Below are 18,115 nucleotides of genomic sequence, written 5' to 3'. Positions count from 1 at the left end.
ACGCCCGCCGGGGCTCGGGCATCGCCCTGGAACCCGCGCTGCTGGGCACCTCGCTGCTGGCCGTGGGCCCGCCCGGGGCCGGCAAGTCCGCGCGGCTGGTGCGGCCGGTCGTCGAGTCGCTCGCCCTGCAGGCGCTCGCGGGCCGGGCGGCCGTCCTCGCCGTCGGGGGCGCAGGAGGAGAGCTCGGACCGGACGACGCGTTCGACGTCGTGGTGCGGATCGGCGACCCGGCCTCCGTGCACGACTTCGACCTGTACGGCGGGACGACCGACCCCGACGAGGCCGCGAGCGTGCTCGCCGAGGGACTCGTCGGCGACGTCACCCACCTCGACAGCCGCCGTGCCGCCACCGTCCTCGCCCAGCTGCTCGGCCCCTACCGCGCGGTCCACGGGCACTTCCCCGGGGTGCCCGCGCTCCGGGAGCTCCTGGACGGGGACCTCGCCGCCGTCGACGCGCTGCGGGAGGCGCTCGCGGCGGGCGGCCATCAGGCCATGCTGCGCGAGCTGGAGGCCCGCACCCGGCAGAAGGGCGGCGCCGGCGACCCCGGACCCGTCCTCGCCGACCGCATCGCGCTGCTCGACCGGCCCGCCTTCGCGCCCTTCTTCACCACCGGCGAGGAGGCCCGGCCGTTCTCGCTGCGCTCCCTGGAGCACCTGCCGCTCCGGGTCAGGATCGATCTGCCGGAACGGGCGCACGCCGAGGCGTCGCGGCTGCTCACCCGGCTCGTCCTCGCCCAGTTCACGGCGATCGCCGCAGCCCGCGCCGACCGGTCGCTCTTCGTCTGCCTGGTCCTGGACGACGCCACGCACACGGTCACCGCGGAGACCGTCCGGGGCGTCCGGCGGCTGCGCTCGGTCAACGCGGGAGCGGTCCTCACCCTGCGCACCGTCGACGACGTCCCCGAAGGGCTGCACACCGGCCTGCTCGGCGCGGTCGGCTGCTGCATGGCGTTCAGCGGCGTCACCACCTGGGACGGCAAGCGCTTCGCCGAGGTGTGGGGCAAGGAGTGGGTGGAGACCCGCGAGGTCGCCCAGCACGCGGTCTTCGCCGACCAGCCGTTCACCCGCGCCCTGCACGGGCTGCGCAAGCTCGTCACCGGCAAGGCCGTGACCAGGGACGCCGTGACCGTACGACGGGTCGAGCGGGAGCGCTGGTCCGCGTCGGAGCTCGCCTACCAGCTGCCCGCCGGTCACGCGGTCCTCTCACTGACGACCGTGGACGGCGAGCACGCACCCCCGCTCCTGGTCGAGCTGGGCGGCTGAGCGGGAGGTTACGGGGACTCTGCCGCCCTGGCAGAATCGAGTGCGGCCGTCTGTACGGGGCGGCGCATTCGAGCCGTCCGGACGGACGGCGCCATCGACTCCCAGAGGTCCGGCGGTCCCATGCCTCCCACTCTCGCCTCGCTCGTCCAGCACTCGGCGCTCAAGCTCACCGTCCGGGCGGGCGCCGACCGGCTCTCCACACCCGTGCGCTGGGCACACGCCAGCGAGCTCGCCGACCCGGTGCCGTACATGGACGGCGGTGAGCTGCTCCTCGTCACCGCCACGAACCTCGACGCCCGGGACCCGGGGACGATGCTCCGCTACGTCCAGAGGCTGGCCGCCGCGGGGGTCGCGGGCATCGGCTTCGGCGTCGGCGTCACCTACGAGGAGATTCCGGCGGCGCTCGTGGGCGCCGCCGAAGAGGCGGGGCTGCCGCTCCTCGAAGTGCCCAGACGCACCCCCTTCCTCGCCATCAGCAAGGCGGTGTCCGCGGCGATCGCCGCCGATCAGTACAGGTCCGTCACGGCCGGCTTCGAGGCCCAGCGGGAGCTGACCCGGGCCGCGGTCGCCGGGGACGGTCCCGCCGAGCTGCTCACCCGCCTCGCCGCGCACGTCGACGGCTGGGCCGCGCTGTACGACTCCTCGGGTGCCGTCGTCGCCGCCGCGCCCGACTGGGCGGCGCGCCGCGCGGCCCGCCTGACCCCCGACGTGGAGCGGCTGCGGGAACGCCCGGCGCCGGCCAGCGCCGTCGTCGGCGACAGCGAGGGCGACGACCGGGTCGAGCTCCAGTCGCTCGGTACCGGCCGCCGGAACCGAGGGGCGCTGGCCGTGGGCACGGGGGCGGCGCTCGGCACGGCCGAGCGTTACGCGGTGCACTCCGCCGTCGCCCTGCTGACGCTGACCACCGCCCGCTCCCGGGCGCTCCAGGGCGCGGAGCAGCGCCTCGGCGCGGCGGTCCTGCGCATGCTGCTCGCGGGGGAGTCCGACCACGCCCGGGCCGTCGCCGGAGACCTGTACGGAGGGCTGCTCGACGCCCCCTTCCGGCTCCTGATCGCGGAGGCCCCGGCCCCCTCCGCGACGGAGCTGCTCGCCGAGACGATGGAGGCCGCCGCCTCCCGGTCCGGCGAGACCCTGCTGATGGTGCCCGAGGGCGAACGCCTCGTGGTCCTGGCCGTGGACGGCGGAGCAGCGGTCGAGGCCTGCGCGGACCACGCGCGCACCGCGGACGACCGGCCGGTGCGCGAGTCCGGCGCCGACGAGGCCGAGGTGGTGGTCGGCATGTCCGCCCCCTCCGGGCCGATCGCCGTCTCCGCCGCCTACAAGCAGGCCGAACAGGCCCTCTCGGTCGCCCGCCGCCGGGGCAGAGCCCTGGTCGAGCACGAGGAACTCGCCGCGGGCTCCGTCCTGCCGCTCCTCGCCGACGACGCCGTACGGGCCTTCGCCGACGGGATGCTGCGGCCGCTGCAGGAGCACGACGCGAAGGGCCGCGGCGATCTGGTCGCCTCCCTGCGGGCGTGGCTCTCCCGGCACGGCCAGTGGGACGCGGCCGCCGCAGACCTGGGCGTCCACCGCCACACCCTGCGCTACCGGATGCGCCGGGTCGAGGAGATCCTGGGCCGCTCCCTGGACGACCCGGACGTCCGGATGGAGCTGTGGCTGGCCCTCAAGGCGTCGGCCGCCTCGGCGGGGACGCAGTAACCCCCCCGCTACGACAAACCGGCGCACCGGGCGGGTGTTCCACTCCACACAGGACAAACCTGATCCGTGCCGGATCGCCCTACGGTGGGGCCGAAGGGCGCCCTCACGGTGCCCGGCGATCGTGTTCACCACCCCCGAAGGGCCGGAACCGCCATGACTTCCACCCACGCCTTCTGGCTGGCCGGCCGCCAGGCCACCGGCGAGGACAGCTTCGACGTCACCAACCCGTACGACGGCCGGCTCGTCGGCACGGTCGCCGTGCCGACCGACGCCCAGGTCGAGGAGGCCGTCGCCGCCGCGTACGCGGTGCGCGAGGAGTTCGCCGCGACCCCCGCGCACGTACGGGTCGCCGCGCTCGACCACGTCGTACGCCGTCTCACCGAGCGCACCGAGGAGATCGCCCAGCTGATCTCCGCCGAGAACGGCAAGCCCATCAAGTGGGCCCGGGGCGAGGTCGGCCGTGCCGTCTCCGTCTTCCGGTTCGCCGCCGAGGAGGCCCGCCGGTTCAACGGCGGCGACGCCCAGCGGCTGGACACCGACGCCGGCGGCACCGGCCGTCTCGGACTGACCCGGCGCTTCCCGCGCGGCCCGGTCCTCGGTATCGCGCCCTTCAACTTCCCGCTCAACCTGAGCGCCCACAAGGTCGCCCCGGCCATCGCCGTCGGTGCGCCGATCATCCTCAAGCCGGCCCCGGCCACCCCGATCTCCTCCCTCGTCCTCGGCGAGCTGCTGGCCGAGACGGACCTCCCGGCCGGCTCCTGGTCCGTGCTGACCGTGCCCAACGACAAGATGCCCGCCCTCGTCCAGGACGAGCGGCTGCCGGTCATCTCCTTCACCGGGTCCGGACCGGTCGGCTACGCGATCATGGAGTCGGTGCCCCGCAAGCACTGCACCCTGGAACTCGGCGGCAACGGCGCGGCCGTGGTGCTCGGCGACTACGCCTCCGAGGCCGACCTGGACTGGGCCGCGACGCGCATCGCGACCTTCTCCAACTACCAGGGCGGCCAGTCCTGCATCTCCGTGCAGCGGGTCATCGCCGACGCCACCGTGTACGACCGGCTCGTCCCGAAGATCGTCGCCGCCGTCGAGGCCCTCGTGACCGGTGACCCCTCCGACGCGGCCACCGACGTCGGCCCGCTGGTCAGCGAGGACGCCGCCCGCCGGGTCGAGTCCTGGGTCGGCGAGGCCGTCACGGCCGGCGCCACGCTGCTGACCGGCGGCAAGCGCGACGGTGCCACCTACGGACCGACGGTCCTCACCGACGTCCCGGACAGCACGACGATCGCCGACGAGGAGATCTTCGGCCCGGTCCTGCACATCCAGAAGACGGAGGGCGAGGCCGAGGCCTTCGCCGCCGTCAACGCTTCCAGATACGGGCTCCAGGCGGGCGTCTTCACCCACGACCTGCAGACCGCCTTCCGTGCCCACCGCGCCCTGGAGGTGGGCGGCGTGATCATCGGCGACGTTCCCTCCTACCGCGCCGACCAGATGCCCTACGGCGGCGCCAAGCAGTCCGGAGTGGGCCGCGAGGGCGTGCGCTACGCCATGGACGACTACACCTACGAGCGGGTCCTCGTCCTCACCGGCCTGGCCCTGTAACGGAACCGCGGAACGAACCGGCCTGAGCCCGCTGTGCGGGGGCTCAGGCCGGTTTCCGTAGGCCCGTGGGTCCACCGCACGGTGGTGGGGGAGGCGCGGATCGGGTAGATACGGACAAGTGACACCGATCGGCACGCGTACGGCCCGACCCATATCCCGACTCGCGGCGAGGTGAGCTCCTCATGTCCGCCCCATCCGACATCCCCCAGGCCCCCAAAGTCACCGAGCGCGAAGCACGGCAGGTGGCCGAGGCCGCCCGCGAGCAGGACTGGCGCAAGCCGAGCTTCGCGAAGGAACTCTTCCTCGGACGTTTCCGGCTGGACCTGATCCACCCCCACCCCCAGCCGGCCCCGGACGACGTACGGCGCGGCGAGGCCTTCCTCGCCCGGCTGCGCGAGTTCTGCGAGACGCGGGTCGACGGCGCCCTCATCGAGCGCGAGGCCAGGATCCCCGACGAGGTGATCAACGGCCTCAAGGAACTCGGCGCCCTCGGCATGAAGATCGAGACCAAGTACGGCGGCCTCGGGCTGACCCAGGTCTACTACAACAAGGCGCTCGCGCTGGCCGGTTCGGCGAACCCCTCGATCGGCGCACTGCTCTCCGCCCACCAGTCCATCGGCGTACCGCAGCCGCTGAAGATGTTCGGCACCCAGGAGCAGAAGGACACGTTCCTGCCCCGCCTCGCGCGGACGGACATCTCCGCCTTCCTCCTCACCGAACCCGACGTCGGCTCCGACCCGGCCCGGCTCGCCACGGCGGCCGTACCGGACGGGGACGACTACGTCCTGGACGGCGTGAAGCTCTGGACGACCAACGGGGTCGTCGCGGACCTGCTCGTCGTCATGGCCCGGGTCCCCGAGTCCGAGGGCCACAAGGGCGGCATCACCGCCTTCGTCGTCGAGGCCGACTCCCCGGGCATCACCGTGGAGCACCGCAACGCCTTCATGGGCCTGCGCGGCATCGAGAACGGCGTGACCCGCTTCCACCAGGTCCGGGTCCCCGCGGCCAACCGCATCGGTCCCGAGGGCGCCGGTCTCAAGATCGCCCTCACCACGCTCAACACCGGCCGCCTCTCCCTGCCCGCCATGTGCGTCGGCGTCGGGAAGTGGTCCCTGAAGATCGCCCGCGAGTGGTCGGCGGTCCGCGAGCAGTGGGGCAGGGCGGTCGCCCGGCACGAGGCGGTCGGCGCGAAGATCTCCTTCATCGCCGCCACCACCTTCGCCCTCGAGGCGGTCGTCGACCTCTCCTCGCAGATGGCCGACGAGAGCCGCAACGACATCCGCATCGAGGCCGCGCTCGCCAAGCTGTACGGCTCCGAGATGGGCTGGCTGATCTCCGACGAGCTCGTCCAGATCCGGGGCGGACGCGGCTTCGAGACCGCCGCCTCGCTCGCCGCCCGCGGCGAACGCGCCGTCCCCGCCGAGCAGATGCTCCGCGACATGCGGATCAACCGGATCTTCGAGGGCTCCACGGAGATCATGCACCTGCTGATCGCCCGGGAGGCCGTCGACGCCCACCTCAAGGTCGCCGGCGACATCATCGACCCCGACAAGCCGCTCTCCGACAAGGCGAGGGCGGGCGCCAACGCCGCCGGGTTCTACGCCCGCTGGCTCCCCAAGCTGGTCAGCGGGCCCGGCCAGCTGCCCAGCGCCTACGGCGAGTTCCGCGTCCCCGGGCACCCCGACCTCTCCGCGCACCTGCGGTACGTCGAGCGCTCGGCCCGCAAGCTGGCCCGCTCCACCTTCTACGCGATGTCCCGCTGGCAGGGCCGCATGGAGACCAAGCAGGGCTTCCTCGGCCGGATCGTCGACATCGGCGCCGAACTCTTCGCGATGAGCGCGGCGTGTGTCCGGGCCGAACACCTGCGGGCGAACGACGACCACGGCCGCGAGGCGTACCAGCTCGCCGACGTCTTCTGCCGGCAGTCCCGCATCCGGGTGGAGGAGCTTTTCAACCGGCTCTGGTCCAACACCGACGACATCGACCGGCGCGTCGTCGACGGCGTCCTCTCCGGCACCTACACCTGGCTGGAGGAAGGCGTGCTGGACCCCAGCGGCGACGGCCCCTGGATCGCGGACGCCACCCCCGGCCCGGCGACCGGGGACGACGTCCACCGAACCGTCCGCTGAACCCGGCGCCCCCGCGGGACGCGTCCACTGCCCGGACGCTTCCCGCGGGCAGGTGCGGCGCAGGGCAAGATGGACGCCCGTGACCGTCATCGACATCCCCGGCTCCAAGTCCGTCACCGCCCGCGCCCTGTTCCTGGCCGCGGCGGCGGACGGCACCACCACCCTCCTGCGGCCCCTCCACTCGGACGACACCGAGGGGTTCACCGAGGGCCTGACCCGCCTCGGATACGGGGTGCGGCGCGAGCCGGACCGCTGGCACATCGAGGGGCGCCCCTCGGGGCCCGCCGCCGGGGACGCCGAGGTCCACTGCCGCGACGGTGCCACCACCGCACGCTTCCTGCCGACGCTGGCCGCGGCCGCGGCCTCCGGCACGTACCGCTTCGACGCCTCCGCACAGATGCGCCGCCGTCCCCTCGCGCCGCTCACCGAGGCCCTGCGCACCCTCGGCGTCGACCTGCGCCACGAAGGAGCGGAAGGCCACCACCCGCTGACCATCGAGGCGTCGGGTGTCAAGGGCGGCGAACTGACCCTGGACGCGGGGGAGTCCTCGCAGTACCTCACCGCCCTGCTCATGCTCGGCCCGCTGACCGCCGAGGGTCTCCGGATCGACGTCACCGAGCTGGTCTCGGCGCCGTACATCGAGATCACCCTCGCGATGATGCGCAGCTTCGGTGTCGAGGTCGCCCGGGAGGGGAACACCTTCACCGTCCCTCCCGGCGGCTACCGCGCCACCACGTACGCCGTCGAACCCGACGCCTCCACCGCGAGCTACTTCTTCGCCGCGGCGGCCCTCACCGGCCGCGAGGTCACCGTCCCCGGCCTCGGCACCGGCGCGCTCCAGGGCGACCTGCGCTTCACCGACGTGCTGCGCCGGATGGGCGCCGACGTCCGCACCACCGCGGACTCCACCACCGTCAGCTCCTCCGGCCGGCTCTCCGGGCTGACCGTCAACATGCGCGACATCTCCGACACGATGCCGACCCTCGCCGCGATCGCCCCCTTCGCCTCCTCGCCCGTACGGATCGAGGACGTCGCCAACACCCGGGTGAAGGAGTGCGACCGGCTGGAGGCCTGCGCGGAGAACCTGCGCGCCATGGGGATCACCGTGCACACCGGGCCCGACTGGATCGAGATCCACCCCGGCACCCCGCGCCCCACCGAGATCGTCACCCACGGCGACCACCGCATCGTGATGTCGTTCGCCGTCGCCGGACTGCGCGCACCCGGCATGAGCTACGACGACCCCGGCTGCGTACGGAAGACCTTCCCCCGGTTCCACGAGGAGTTCGCCGCGTTCGTGGAGAGCGGCGCCGCCCGGAAATGACGGTGCGCTCCGGCGCGGGGCGGACTACGGTCGCCCGCGTGATGTCCCGGAACGACGTCCTGGCCGTCCTGGCCCTGCTGCGCGAAGCCGGAGCCGACGTGGTGATCGCCGGAGGACGGGGCATCGACGCCCTGCTCGGCGAGAGACCCGCGAGCACCGCGACCTCCACCTGCCGCACGTCCGGGAGCAGGAGCCCGCGGTCGTGGCGGCCCTGGAGGCGGCCGGATACACCGAGACCCTGAACTGGCGTCCCGCACGCTTCGTGCTCAGCCACCCCTCCGGAGCCGAGATCGACCTGCACCCGCTGGAGTTCGCCGCCGACGGCTCGGCCGTCCAGCAGTCCCTGGACCCCGCCGAGCCGTTTTGCCACCCCGCCGCCTGCTGCGTCACCGGCACCCTCGGCACGACCACGGTGCGCTGCCTCTCCGCCGAGCAGCAGGCCCTCTTCCACCAGGGGTACGAACCCGCCGAGCGCGGTGGGGCGGACATGCGGTGGCTGAGGGAGAAGTTCGGCCTCGATACACGTTTCTGACCCGGATGCCGCACAATCGAGCCTCGGCCGCGACCGGACACCGGTCCCGGATCGTCAACGGGAGACAGGGGCAGGGATGTTCGGGGTGTACGGGGCGGGCGGCCGGCGGGTCGCCGCGGCCGTGGGATGCGCGGTGCTGGCCCTCACGGGCCTCACCGGATGCGGTGGCCACGACGACAACGCCAGGGGCGGAGCCGGGAGCAGCCCCGGCGCCCCGGGCCCGGCGGCCACGAGGACGCCGACGGGCGCGCTCACCGAGGCACAGCTCACCGCCGTGGCCCTCACCGACGGGGAGCGGGCCGGCGACCTCACCGTCTCCGAGTACGCCCTGGACGGGCCTCTCGGCGACGCCTACTCCGCCGACCCGGCCGTCTGCCAGCCGCTCGTCAGCCTCGCCGGGGACGTCAGCGGCCACGCGCCCGTCGCCCAGGTGCAGCGCAAGGCCGACAAGCCCGAGGAGATGCTCGGCGTCACCGTCGACGTGACCCTGCGCTCGTACGCCGGTGGCGAGGCCGCGAAGGTCATGGCATCGCTGGAGAAGGCGGGCCGGGACTGCGCCGGCGGTCTCACGGAGGAACGGGCCGTCGCCCGCGCCACCTACGAGAAGGTCGAGACCGCCGAGCTGCCCGCCCTCGCGGACGAGGCCGACGAGGCGAAGGCCTACCGCTTCACGGTCCTCGACGTGAAGGGGAAGCTGAAGCTCTACGAGTACCTCACCGTCCTGAGGTCCGGATCCACCACGCTCGCCTTCCGCGCGGAGATCCTGGGCACCGAGGACATCGGCGGGGTCCCGGAGGACGTCATCGCCGCCCAGTGGAAGAAATTCCGTGCAGGGCAGGGCTGAGACACCCGCTGACGGGGACGCCCTGTCAGTGTGCGCAGCGGATGCGGCAACAATGGGGGGCATGAGCGACAGCCCCGCACCCCTCGCCGATCCGCATCGTCTCTTCGACGCAGCGGAAGGCCGCCGGGATCTGGTGATCCTCGGCTCCACCGGGTCCATCGGCACCCAGGCCATCGACCTGGTCCTGCGCAACCCCGCCCGTTTCCGCGTCACCGCGCTCTCCGCCGCGGGAGGCAGGGTCCGCCTCCTCGCCGAGCAGGCACGCCGGCTGCGCGTCCGGACGGTCGCGGTCGCCGACGCGGAGAAGGTGCCGGCGCTCACCGAGGCCCTGCGCGAGGAGTACGGCGCGGGGGAGCCGCTCCCGGAGGTCCTGGCCGGTCCCGACGCCGCCACGGAGCTCGCCGCGAGCGACTGCCACACCGTGCTGAACGGCATCACCGGATCGATCGGCCTCGCACCGACCCTCGCCGCGCTGAAGGCGGGCCGCACCCTCGCCCTGGCCAACAAGGAGTCGCTGATCGTCGGAGGCCCCCTGGTGAAGGCGCTGGCGGCCCCGGGGCAGATCATCCCGGTCGACTCCGAGCACGCCGCGCTCTTCCAGGCGCTCGCCGCCGGGACGCGCGCCGACGTGCGCAAGCTGGTCGTGACGGCGTCCGGCGGACCGTTCCGCGGCCGTACGCGCGCCGAACTGGCCGGTGTGACCCGGGAGCAGGCCCTGGCCCATCCGACCTGGGCCATGGGCCCGGTCATCACGGTCAACTCGGCGACCCTGGTCAACAAGGGCCTGGAGGTCATCGAGGCGCACCTCCTCTACGACGTCCCGTTCGACCGCATCGAGGTCGTCGTCCACCCCCAGTCGTACGTGCACTCGATGGTGGAGTTCACCGACGGCTCCACCCTGGCCCAGGCGACCCCGCCCGACATGGGAGGGCCCATCGCCATCGGCCTCGGCTGGCCCGAGCGGGTCCCGGACGCGGCCCCCGCCTTCGACTGGACGAAGGCCTCCAGCTGGGAGTTCTTCCCGCTCGACACCGAGGCCTTCCCGTCCGTCGGCCTCGCCCGGCGCGTGGGCACCCTGGGCGGCACGGCCCCCGCGGTGTTCAACGCGGCCAACGAGGAGTGTGTGGACGCGTTCCTGGCAGGACGGCTCCCCTTCAACGGCATCATGGACACGGTCACGGCGGTGGTGGCCGAGCACGGCACCCCCGCCACGGGAACTTCACTGACGGTCGCGGACGTCCTCGAAGCGGAGACATGGGCCCGCTCCCGGGCCCGCGAACTCTCGGCGGCAGCGACAGCGGAGGCGCACGCATGAGCATGACGATGATCCTGATGACGGTCCTCGGGATCGCCATCTTCGCCGTGGGTCTGCTGTTCTCGATCGCCTGGCACGAGCTGGGCCACCTGTCGACGGCCAAGCTGTTCGGGATCCGGGTCCCGCAGTACATGGTCGGCTTCGGCCCGACGGTCTGGTCGCGCAAGAAGGGCGACACCGAGTACGGGATCAAGGCCATCCCCGCGGGCGGTTACATCCGCATGATCGGGATGTTCCCCCCGGGACCCGACGGCCGGATCGAGGCGCGCTCCACCTCACCGTGGCGCGGCATGATCGAGGACGCCAGGTCCGCCGCCTTCGAAGAGCTCGAGCCGGGCGACGAGACGCGCCTCTTCTACACGCGCAAGCCGTGGAAGCGCGTGATCGTGATGTTCGCCGGGCCCTTCATGAACCTGGTCCTCGCCGTCGCGATCTTCATGGGCGTGGCGATGACCTTCGGCTTCCAGACCCAGACCACCGAGGTCGCGGGTGTCCAGCAGTGCGTGATCGCGCAGAGCGAGAACCGCGACACCTGCAAGGAGTCGGACCCGGTCTCGCCCGCCAAGGCCGCGGGGCTTCAGGAGGGCGACACGATCGTCGCCTTCAACGGCCGGAAGGTCGAGGACTGGGCCACCCTGTCGGACAGGATCCGGCAGACCATCGGCCCCGCCACCATCACCGTGCAGCGCGACGGCCAGGAACAGACCCTGAACGCCGTCCTGAAGAAGAACGCCGTGGCCAAGAAGGACGCCGACGGCGAGGTCGTCCCCGACCAGTACGTCAGCGCCGGCTACCTCGGCTTCGCCGCACAGACCGAGATCCTCCCGCTCTCCTTCGGCGACTCGGTCGTCCGCATGGGCGACATGATCGAGAACGGCGTCGACTCGATCATCGCTCTGCCGTCCAAGATCCCCGACCTGTGGAACGCGGCGTTCGGCGACGGCGAGCGCGCGGACGACTCCCCGGTGGGCGTGGTCGGCGCGGCGAGGATCGGCGGCGAGGTGATGAACCTCGACGTCCCGGCCCAGAACCAGATCGCGATGATGCTGTTCCTCCTGGCCGGCTTCAACCTCTCGCTGTTCCTGTTCAACATGCTGCCCCTGCTCCCGCTGGACGGCGGTCACATCGCGGGCGCGCTCTGGGAAGCCCTGCGCCGCAACGTGGCCAAGGTCTTCAAGCGGCCCGACCCCGGACCCTTCGACGTGGCGAATCTCATGCCGGTCGCCTACGTCGTCGCGGGGATCTTCATCTGCTTCACGCTGCTGGTGCTGGTCGCCGACATCGTGAACCCGGTGAAGATCACCTGACGTCCCTCCTGTCCCATGGGTGGCGGCCGGCCACACAGGTGGTGTCCGGCCGCCCACCAATGGGCGGTTTGACTGCGCGGGTGCGTCCCGTCCGGCTCCGGTGCCGTAACCTCGAATCCTGGAGTCCGCCGTTCTCGGTACCTCGATCCACACTGATCCACACCTTGGGGATGCTCAGCGCATGACTGCGATTTCTCTCGGAATGCCTGCCGTTCCGACCAAGCTCGCCGAACGACGGGTCAGCCGTCAGATCCAGGTCGGCACCGTGGCGGTCGGCGGGGACGCGCCCGTGTCCGTGCAGTCGATGACGACGACGCGTACGTCGGACATCGGTGCCACGCTGCAGCAGATCGCGGAGCTGACGGCCTCGGGCTGTCAGATCGTGCGCGTCGCGTGCCCCACCCAGGACGACGCGGACGCGCTGGCCACGATCGCGCGTAAGTCGCAGATCCCGGTCATCGCCGACATCCACTTCCAGCCGAAGTACGTGTTCGCGGCGATCGACGCCGGGTGCGCGGCGGTCCGGGTGAACCCGGGCAACATCAAGCAGTTCGACGACAAGGTCAAGGAGATCGCGAAGGCCGCGGGCGACGCGGGCACCCCGATCCGCATCGGGGTGAACGCCGGCTCGCTGGACGCGCGACTGCTGAAGAAGTACGGCAAGGCGACGCCCGAGGCGCTCGTGGAGTCGGCGCTGTGGGAGGCCTCGCTCTTCGAGGAGCACGGCTTCCGGGACATCAAGATCTCGGTGAAGCACAACGACCCGGTCGTGATGGTGAACGCCTACCGTCAGCTGGCCGCACAGTCGGACTACCCGCTCCACCTCGGTGTGACGGAGGCCGGTCCGGCCTTCCAGGGGACGATCAAGTCCGCGGTCGCCTTCGGCGCGCTGCTCTCCGAGGGCATCGGCGACACGATCCGGGTCTCGCTGTCGGCTCCTCCCGCGGAGGAGGTCAAGGTCGGTCTGCAGATCCTCGAGGCGCTGAACCTCAAGCAGCGGCGGCTGGAGATCGTGTCCTGCCCGTCCTGCGGGCGCGCCCAGGTGGACGTGTACAAGCTCGCTGACCAGGTGAGCGCCGGTCTGGAGGGCATGGAGGTCCCGCTGCGGGTCGCGGTGATGGGCTGCGTCGTGAACGGCCCGGGCGAGGCCCGTGAGGCCGACCTCGGCGTGGCGTCGGGCAACGGCAAGGGCCAGATCTTCGTGAAGGGCGAGGTCATCAAGACCGTCCCGGAGTCCAAGATCGTGGAGACCCTCATCGAGGAAGCCATGAAGATCGCGGAGCAGATGGAGAAGGACGGCATCGCCTCGGGTGAGCCCCAGGTCTCGATCGCCGGCTGACCCCACCCCGCTCCACCGTGCCCCGCAGGCCCGCCTGCGGGGCACAGGTGTCTCACCCCGCCCACCGGCCGTTCCCCCTGCGGGGCGGCGCCCCAGGGCCTTGTTGGGTACAGTGCGGACATCAGTAGACCGTTTGGTGAGGCCCCAGTGTTGACGCAGACCACTACCCGGGTCCTCGACCCCGGCGAGCTCCCCGCCGCGCTCGCCATCCTTGAGAGCGCCCCCGTCGAGAACGCCTTCGTGACCTCCCGCGTCCAGGTCGCCGGACTCGATCCATGGCGGCTCGGCGGAGAGATGTGGGGCTGGTACGCCGACGGCCGGCTGCGCTCGCTCTGCTACTCCGGGGCCAACCTCGTGCCGATCTGCGCCACCCCCGAGGCGGTCAGGGCCTTCGCCGACCGGGCCAGGCGGGCGGGCCGCCGCTGCTCGTCGATCGTCGGCCCCGCCGGCCCCACGGCCCAGCTCTGGCGCCTCCTCGAACCGAGCTGGGGCCCCGCCCGCGAGGTCCGGCCCAACCAGCCGCTCATGGTGACCGAGGCCCCCTCGGCAGAGGTGGCAGCCGACCCGCTCGTGCGCAGGGTCGGCAAGGAGCAGATGGACGTCCTCATGCCGGCCTGCGTGGCCATGTTCACCGAAGAGGTCGGCATCTCCCCGCTGGCCGGGGACGGCGGACTCCTCTACCAGGCGCGGGTGGCCGAGCTGATCACCACCGGCCGGTCCTTCGCGCGCATAGAGGACGGCAGGGTCCTCTTCAAGGCGGAGATCGGCGCGGCCACCTCCCGCGCCTGCCAGATCCAGGGCGTCTGGGTCGCCCCCGAGGCCCGTGGGCGCGGTCTCTCCGAAACGGGCATGGCGGCCGTCCTGCAGCACGCGCTCCGCGATGTGGCACCGGTCGTCAGCCTGTACGTGAACGACTACAACACCGCCGCGCGCAGGGCCTACAGCCGCGTCGGCTTCCGCGAGACGGGCACGTTCATGAGCGTGCTGTTCTGACCGGACGGCGGGGCCAGTAGGGTTCCCGCATGGCAGCAGCAACCCCCACGTCCCCCCGGGGCTCCGGGACCCCCGACACCGTGGTCGGACCGCTCGACCTCGCCGCCCGCGTCGACGAGGCACTCGCCGTGCAGGCCCTCGCCTTCGGCCTCACCCAGGACGAGATCGACGTACGCCGCCACATCGTGCTGCGGCATCTCGACCACCCGCAGGCCCGCGCCCTCGGAGCCACCACCGCCGACGGCCGGCTCGTCGGATTCGTCTACGGACTGCCGAACGACCGGGCCCACTGGTGGTCCACGGTCGTCGAGCCGTACCTGCGGGCCACCGGTTCCGAGGAATGGCTCGACGGATCGTTCGTGATCACCGAACTCCACGTCCACCCGGAGTTCCAGCAGCGAGGCATCGGCCGCAGCCTGATCACCACGATCACGGACGCCGCCGGCCTGCCCCGTTCCATCCTCTCCGCGATCGACACCGAGAGCCCCGCCCGGGGCCTCTACCGCGCCCTGGGCTACCAGGACCTGGCCCGGCAGGTGCTCTTCCCGAGCGCGCCCAAGCCGTACGCGGTGATGGGTGCGGACCTCCCGCTGCGCCGCGGCTGAGAGCGCCCGCCCCGGACGGTCAGGGGAATCGATTTCCGCCCGCACGGGCCCCCCGGCTAACCTCGGGCTCACCACCCTTGCGAGCAGGAGTTCATCATGGCCCAGGTCCAGCGCATGTCCCGATTGATGATCAAGACACTGCGCGACGACCCGGCGGACGCCGAGACGCTCAACCACAAGCTCCTCGTCCGCGCCGGTTACGTACGCCGCACCGCGGCCGGTATCTGGTCCTGGCTGCCGCTGGGCAAGAAGGTCCTGGAGAACATCACCCGCGTCGTGCGCGAGGAGATGGACGCCATCGGCGGCCAGGAGGTCCTCCTCCCCGCACTCCTGCCCAAGGAGGCGTACGAGGCGAGCGGCCGGTACGACGAGTACGGCGACCTGCTGTTCCGGCTCCAGGACCGCAAGGGCGCCGACTACCTCCTCGGCCCGACCCACGAGGAGATCTTCACCCAGGTCGTCAAGGACATGTGCTCGTCCTACAAGGACCTGCCCGTGATCCTGTACCAGATCCAGACCAAGTACCGCGACGAGGCCCGCCCCCGCGCCGGTGTGCTGCGTGGCCGCGAATTCCAGATGAAGGACTCGTACTCCTTCGACACCACCGACGAGGGCCTCGCCGAGGCCTACCAGCTGCACCGCGCCGCCTACATCCGGATCTTCGACCGGCTCGGCCTCGACCACCGCGTCGTCTCCGCCGTCTCGGGTGCCATGGGCGGCTCCGCCTCCGAGGAGTTCCTCGCCCCCGCGCCCGCCGGCGAGGACACCTTCGTCGACTGCCCGAACTGCGACTACGCGGCCAACACCGAGGCCGTGACCTACAAGGTCACCACCGTCGCCGACGCCTCCGCGACCGGCCCCGTCGAGGAGCTGGACACGCCCGACACCCCGACCATCGAGACCCTCGCCGCCCACCTCGGCGTCCCGGCCTCCGCGACCCTGAAGAACCTCCTGGTCAAGGTCGACGGCGAGATCGTGGCCGTGGGTGTGCCCGGCGACCGCGAGGTCGACCTCGGAAAGCTCGGCGAGCACCTCGCCCCCGCCGTCGTCGAGCTCGTCACCGCCGAGGACTTCGTGGGCCGCCCCGACCTGGTGCGCGGCTACGTCGGCCCGCAGGGCCTGGAGAAGGTCCGCTACATCGCCGACCCCCGCATCGCCGCCGGGACCGCGTGGATCACCGGCGCCAACAAGGAGGGCACGCACGCGAAGAACGTCGTGGCGGGCCGCGACTTCGAGGTCGACGACCACCTCGACGTCGTCGTCGTCGAGGCGGGCGACCCCTGCCCCGAGTGCGGCACCGGCCTCCAGGTGGACCGTGCCATCGAGATCGGCCACATCTTCCAGCTCGGCCGCAAGTACGCCGACATCTTCTCGCTCGACGTCCTCGGCCAGCAGGGCAAGCCGGTCCGCGTCACGATGGGCTCGTACGGCATCGGCGTCTCGCGCGCGGTGGCCGCCCTCGCCGAGCAGACCGCCGACGACAAGGGTCTGTGCTGGCCCCGCGAGATCGCCCCGGCCGACGTGCACGTCGTCGCCGCCGGCAAGGCACTCCAGACCGAGCTGGCCCTCGACGTCTCCGAGAAGCTGAACGCCGCAGGCCTGCGCGTCCTGGTCGACGACCGCGCCGGGGTCTCGCCGGGCGTGAAGTTCACCGACTCCGAGCTCATCGGCGTCCCGAAGATCCTGGTCGCGGGCCGCCGTTCGGCCGAGGGCGTCCTGGAGCTGAAGGACCGCCGTACCGGCGAGCGCGAGGAGCTCACCGTCGACGAGGCGATCGCCCGCCTCACCGAGCAGGGCTGACCCGCCGGACACGGCAGAGGGCCCCTCGAATCTGCCACCGCGCGGGGCCCTCTGCGCTTGCGTGCCGGCTACAGCCAGCCCGCGAACTCCAGCGACAGTTCGCCGTCCTGCGTGCGCCCCGCCGCCAGGGCGCGCGTGCCGGACTCGACGGCCCTGAAGAGCGTCCAGCCGCGCAGCCGCTCCTGGTCGACCTCCAGCGAGTCGGCCAGCTTCCTGACCCGGCGGCGGGCCGTCGCCGCGCCGCCCGGCGAGGCGATCAGGTCCTCCACCCGGTCACGCACCAGGCGCGCCAGGTCGTAGGCCCGCTCCCCGGTCAGCGGTTCCGGGCCGACGGCGAGCCAGGGGGCACGCTCGCCCGACAGGACCTTGCTCTGACGGAAGTTGCCGTGCAGCAGGAGGAGTTCGGGGGCGTCCTGGACCAGCTCCCCGCGGGCCGCGAGAGCGGCCGAGACGAGGGGTTCGAGCTCCGGGTCCCGCGCGGCGGCGGCGCTCATGGGCTCCACCTGCCCCGCCGTGCGCTCCGCGACGGTCTCGAAGGCGTGGCCGGCCGGCGGCTCCACCCAGAGCCGCCGTACGATGCCGGCCGCCTCCAGCAGGGCCTTGGCCTCGGGCAGGGACCGCAGGGACACCTCGTGGTGCAGCCGCTCCAGCAGCAGGGCGTCCCCGGAAGGCGCGGTCTCCGCAGCGGTGAGGAGCTCGACCGCGCCCCAGCCGTTCCAGTGCGTGAGGGCCGCGCGCTCGAGCGCGGGCCCGGCACCGGCCGGCGCCACCTTCAGCACGGCGGGCGTGCCGTCGGCGCGGTGCACCAGGAGGACGAGGCTGCTGCGCCCGCCGGGGGCGCACACCCGGTCCAGGGAGACCGAGTGCGCCGACAGCGCGTCGTCGGTGAGTGCGGGGAGCCGCCCGAGCCACTCGGCGGCGGCCGCGTCCCCGTACGTCTCGCCGAGCGCTCGCACCAGACGCTGCGGCGGTTCGAAACCCATACGTGCCTTGTTCCCTTTCAGAGCGTGCTCAGTGCGTGTCACCCGTGGCGCCTGCCTCCGCCGTGTTGTCCGGCGGGGCGGCCTTCTCGGCGAGCCCAGGAAAGGCTACGCCGGTGCCGCGCCAGCGCACCGCACGCACCGCGGTCTCCCGGAGCGCGCCCGCGGCGTCCTGCCGCAGCGGCCCCCGGGCAGCCCTCACGAGGTCGGAGTACACGTCCGCGACCCGGTCCTCCAGCACGGCGGCGAGCCTCATCGCGGACGCCGGATCCCGCACCGCGAAGGGCAGAGCGTACGCCGCGTGCGCCGCCACCGGCGTACCGCCCAGGTCGCGCACGGTGCGGGTCAGCGCGTCGCGCCGCGACCGGTGCGCGTCGCGGGCGGCCGT

General features: G+C 72.5%; 13 protein-coding genes and 2 pseudogenes. 13 read left to right on the top strand and 2 right to left on the bottom strand.

What is annotated here, in order from left to right; genetic code table 11:
- The 13 genes and pseudogenes from B9S57_RS01285 to B9S57_RS01225 all read left to right on the top strand — a co-directional run.
- Window positions 1–1,262 (top strand): annotated as a pseudogene (locus B9S57_RS01285) (ATP/GTP-binding protein); the annotation flags it as partial.
- 120 nt (window positions 1,263–1,382) lie between these two features.
- Entirely contained in the window at window positions 1,383–2,960 is a 1,578-nt protein-coding gene (locus B9S57_RS01280) for a PucR family transcriptional regulator (protein ID WP_103513671.1), read from the top strand.
- Window positions 2,961–3,113: 153 nt separating this feature from the next.
- Window positions 3,114–4,559, top strand: a complete 1,446-nt coding sequence (locus B9S57_RS01275) for an aldehyde dehydrogenase family protein (RefSeq protein WP_103513670.1) — start codon at window positions 3,114–3,116, stop codon at window positions 4,557–4,559.
- 182 nt (window positions 4,560–4,741) lie between these two features.
- Window positions 4,742–6,688, top strand: coding sequence for an acyl-CoA dehydrogenase family protein (locus tag B9S57_RS01270; RefSeq protein WP_103513669.1), 1,947 nt, complete (start codon window positions 4,742–4,744; stop codon window positions 6,686–6,688).
- 79 nt (window positions 6,689–6,767) lie between these two features.
- The gene (gene aroA, locus B9S57_RS01265) at window positions 6,768–8,012 is read left to right on the top strand and encodes a 3-phosphoshikimate 1-carboxyvinyltransferase (protein ID WP_103513668.1); all 1,245 of its coding nucleotides are present in this window, start codon (window positions 6,768–6,770) and stop codon (window positions 8,010–8,012) included.
- A gap of 41 nt (window positions 8,013–8,053) precedes the next feature.
- Window positions 8,054–8,544, top strand: a pseudogene (locus tag B9S57_RS01260) (nucleotidyltransferase domain-containing protein).
- Window positions 8,545–8,620: 76 nt separating this feature from the next.
- Window positions 8,621–9,388 (top strand): hypothetical protein, encoded by a 768-nt coding sequence (locus tag B9S57_RS01255; protein ID WP_103513667.1) that lies wholly within the window; start codon window positions 8,621–8,623, stop codon window positions 9,386–9,388.
- Between the two features lie 61 nt (window positions 9,389–9,449).
- Window positions 9,450–10,703: a 1-deoxy-D-xylulose-5-phosphate reductoisomerase gene (dxr, locus tag B9S57_RS01250; protein WP_103513673.1), complete on the top strand. Its 1,254-nt coding sequence runs from the start codon at window positions 9,450–9,452 to the stop codon at window positions 10,701–10,703.
- Window positions 10,700–12,010: an RIP metalloprotease gene (locus tag B9S57_RS01245; protein ID WP_103513672.1), complete on the top strand. Its 1,311-nt coding sequence runs from the start codon at window positions 10,700–10,702 to the stop codon at window positions 12,008–12,010. Before dxr ends, B9S57_RS01245 begins: the two co-directional genes overlap by 4 nt.
- 181 nt (window positions 12,011–12,191) lie before the next feature.
- Complete coding sequence (gene ispG / locus B9S57_RS01240) at window positions 12,192–13,349, top strand: flavodoxin-dependent (E)-4-hydroxy-3-methylbut-2-enyl-diphosphate synthase (protein ID WP_103513666.1); 1,158 nt, start codon at window positions 12,192–12,194, stop codon at window positions 13,347–13,349.
- 147 nt (window positions 13,350–13,496) lie between these two features.
- The gene (locus B9S57_RS01235; RefSeq protein ID WP_103513665.1) at window positions 13,497–14,342 is read left to right on the top strand and encodes a DUF4081 domain-containing GNAT family N-acetyltransferase; all 846 of its coding nucleotides are present in this window, start codon (window positions 13,497–13,499) and stop codon (window positions 14,340–14,342) included.
- A gap of 29 nt (window positions 14,343–14,371) precedes the next feature.
- Complete coding sequence (locus B9S57_RS01230) at window positions 14,372–14,947, top strand: GNAT family N-acetyltransferase (protein WP_103513664.1); 576 nt, start codon at window positions 14,372–14,374, stop codon at window positions 14,945–14,947.
- A gap of 96 nt (window positions 14,948–15,043) precedes the next feature.
- Window positions 15,044–16,747, top strand: a complete 1,704-nt coding sequence (locus B9S57_RS01225) for a proline--tRNA ligase (RefSeq protein WP_103513663.1) — start codon at window positions 15,044–15,046, stop codon at window positions 16,745–16,747.
- Between the two features lie 68 nt (window positions 16,748–16,815).
- Here B9S57_RS01225 and B9S57_RS01220 read toward each other — a convergent pair whose 3' ends face one another.
- The gene (locus tag B9S57_RS01220) at window positions 16,816–17,730 is read right to left on the bottom strand and encodes an aminoglycoside phosphotransferase family protein (protein WP_103513662.1); all 915 of its coding nucleotides are present in this window, start codon (window positions 17,728–17,730) and stop codon (window positions 16,816–16,818) included.
- A gap of 28 nt (window positions 17,731–17,758) precedes the next feature.
- Window positions 17,759–18,115, bottom strand: a 357-nt coding sequence (locus B9S57_RS01215) for a ferritin-like domain-containing protein (protein ID WP_103513661.1), incomplete at its 5' end; no start/stop codon positions are given.

It is taken from the genome of Streptomyces sp. SM10 (genome assembly GCF_002910915.1).
GTDB lineage: Bacteria > Actinomycetota > Actinomycetes > Streptomycetales > Streptomycetaceae > Streptomyces.
Note: the sequence above shows the minus strand (reverse complement) of the source record. Positions and strands in the feature narration are given on the sequence as shown.

Bases quoted from the DNA above. Each gene is read 5' to 3' on its own strand.
- B9S57_RS01270 (WP_103513669.1), top strand. From the start codon at position 4,742: ATGTCCGCCCCATCCGACATCCCCCAGGCCCCCAAAGTCACCGAGCGC.
- B9S57_RS01275 (WP_103513670.1), top strand. From the start codon at position 3,114: ATGACTTCCACCCACGCCTTCTGGCTGGCCGGCCGCCAGGCCACCGGC.
- B9S57_RS01220 (WP_103513662.1), bottom strand. From the start codon at position 17,730: ATGGGTTTCGAACCGCCGCAGCGTCTGGTGCGAGCGCTCGGCGAGACG.
- B9S57_RS01230 (WP_103513664.1), top strand. From the start codon at position 14,372: ATGGCAGCAGCAACCCCCACGTCCCCCCGGGGCTCCGGGACCCCCGAC.
- dxr (WP_103513673.1), top strand. From the start codon at position 9,450: ATGAGCGACAGCCCCGCACCCCTCGCCGATCCGCATCGTCTCTTCGAC.
- ispG (WP_103513666.1), top strand. From the start codon at position 12,192: ATGACTGCGATTTCTCTCGGAATGCCTGCCGTTCCGACCAAGCTCGCC.
- B9S57_RS01225 (WP_103513663.1), top strand. From the start codon at position 15,044: ATGGCCCAGGTCCAGCGCATGTCCCGATTGATGATCAAGACACTGCGC.
- B9S57_RS01255 (WP_103513667.1), top strand. From the start codon at position 8,621: ATGTTCGGGGTGTACGGGGCGGGCGGCCGGCGGGTCGCCGCGGCCGTG.
- B9S57_RS01280 (WP_103513671.1), top strand. From the start codon at position 1,383: ATGCCTCCCACTCTCGCCTCGCTCGTCCAGCACTCGGCGCTCAAGCTC.
- B9S57_RS01245 (WP_103513672.1), top strand. From the start codon at position 10,700: ATGAGCATGACGATGATCCTGATGACGGTCCTCGGGATCGCCATCTTC.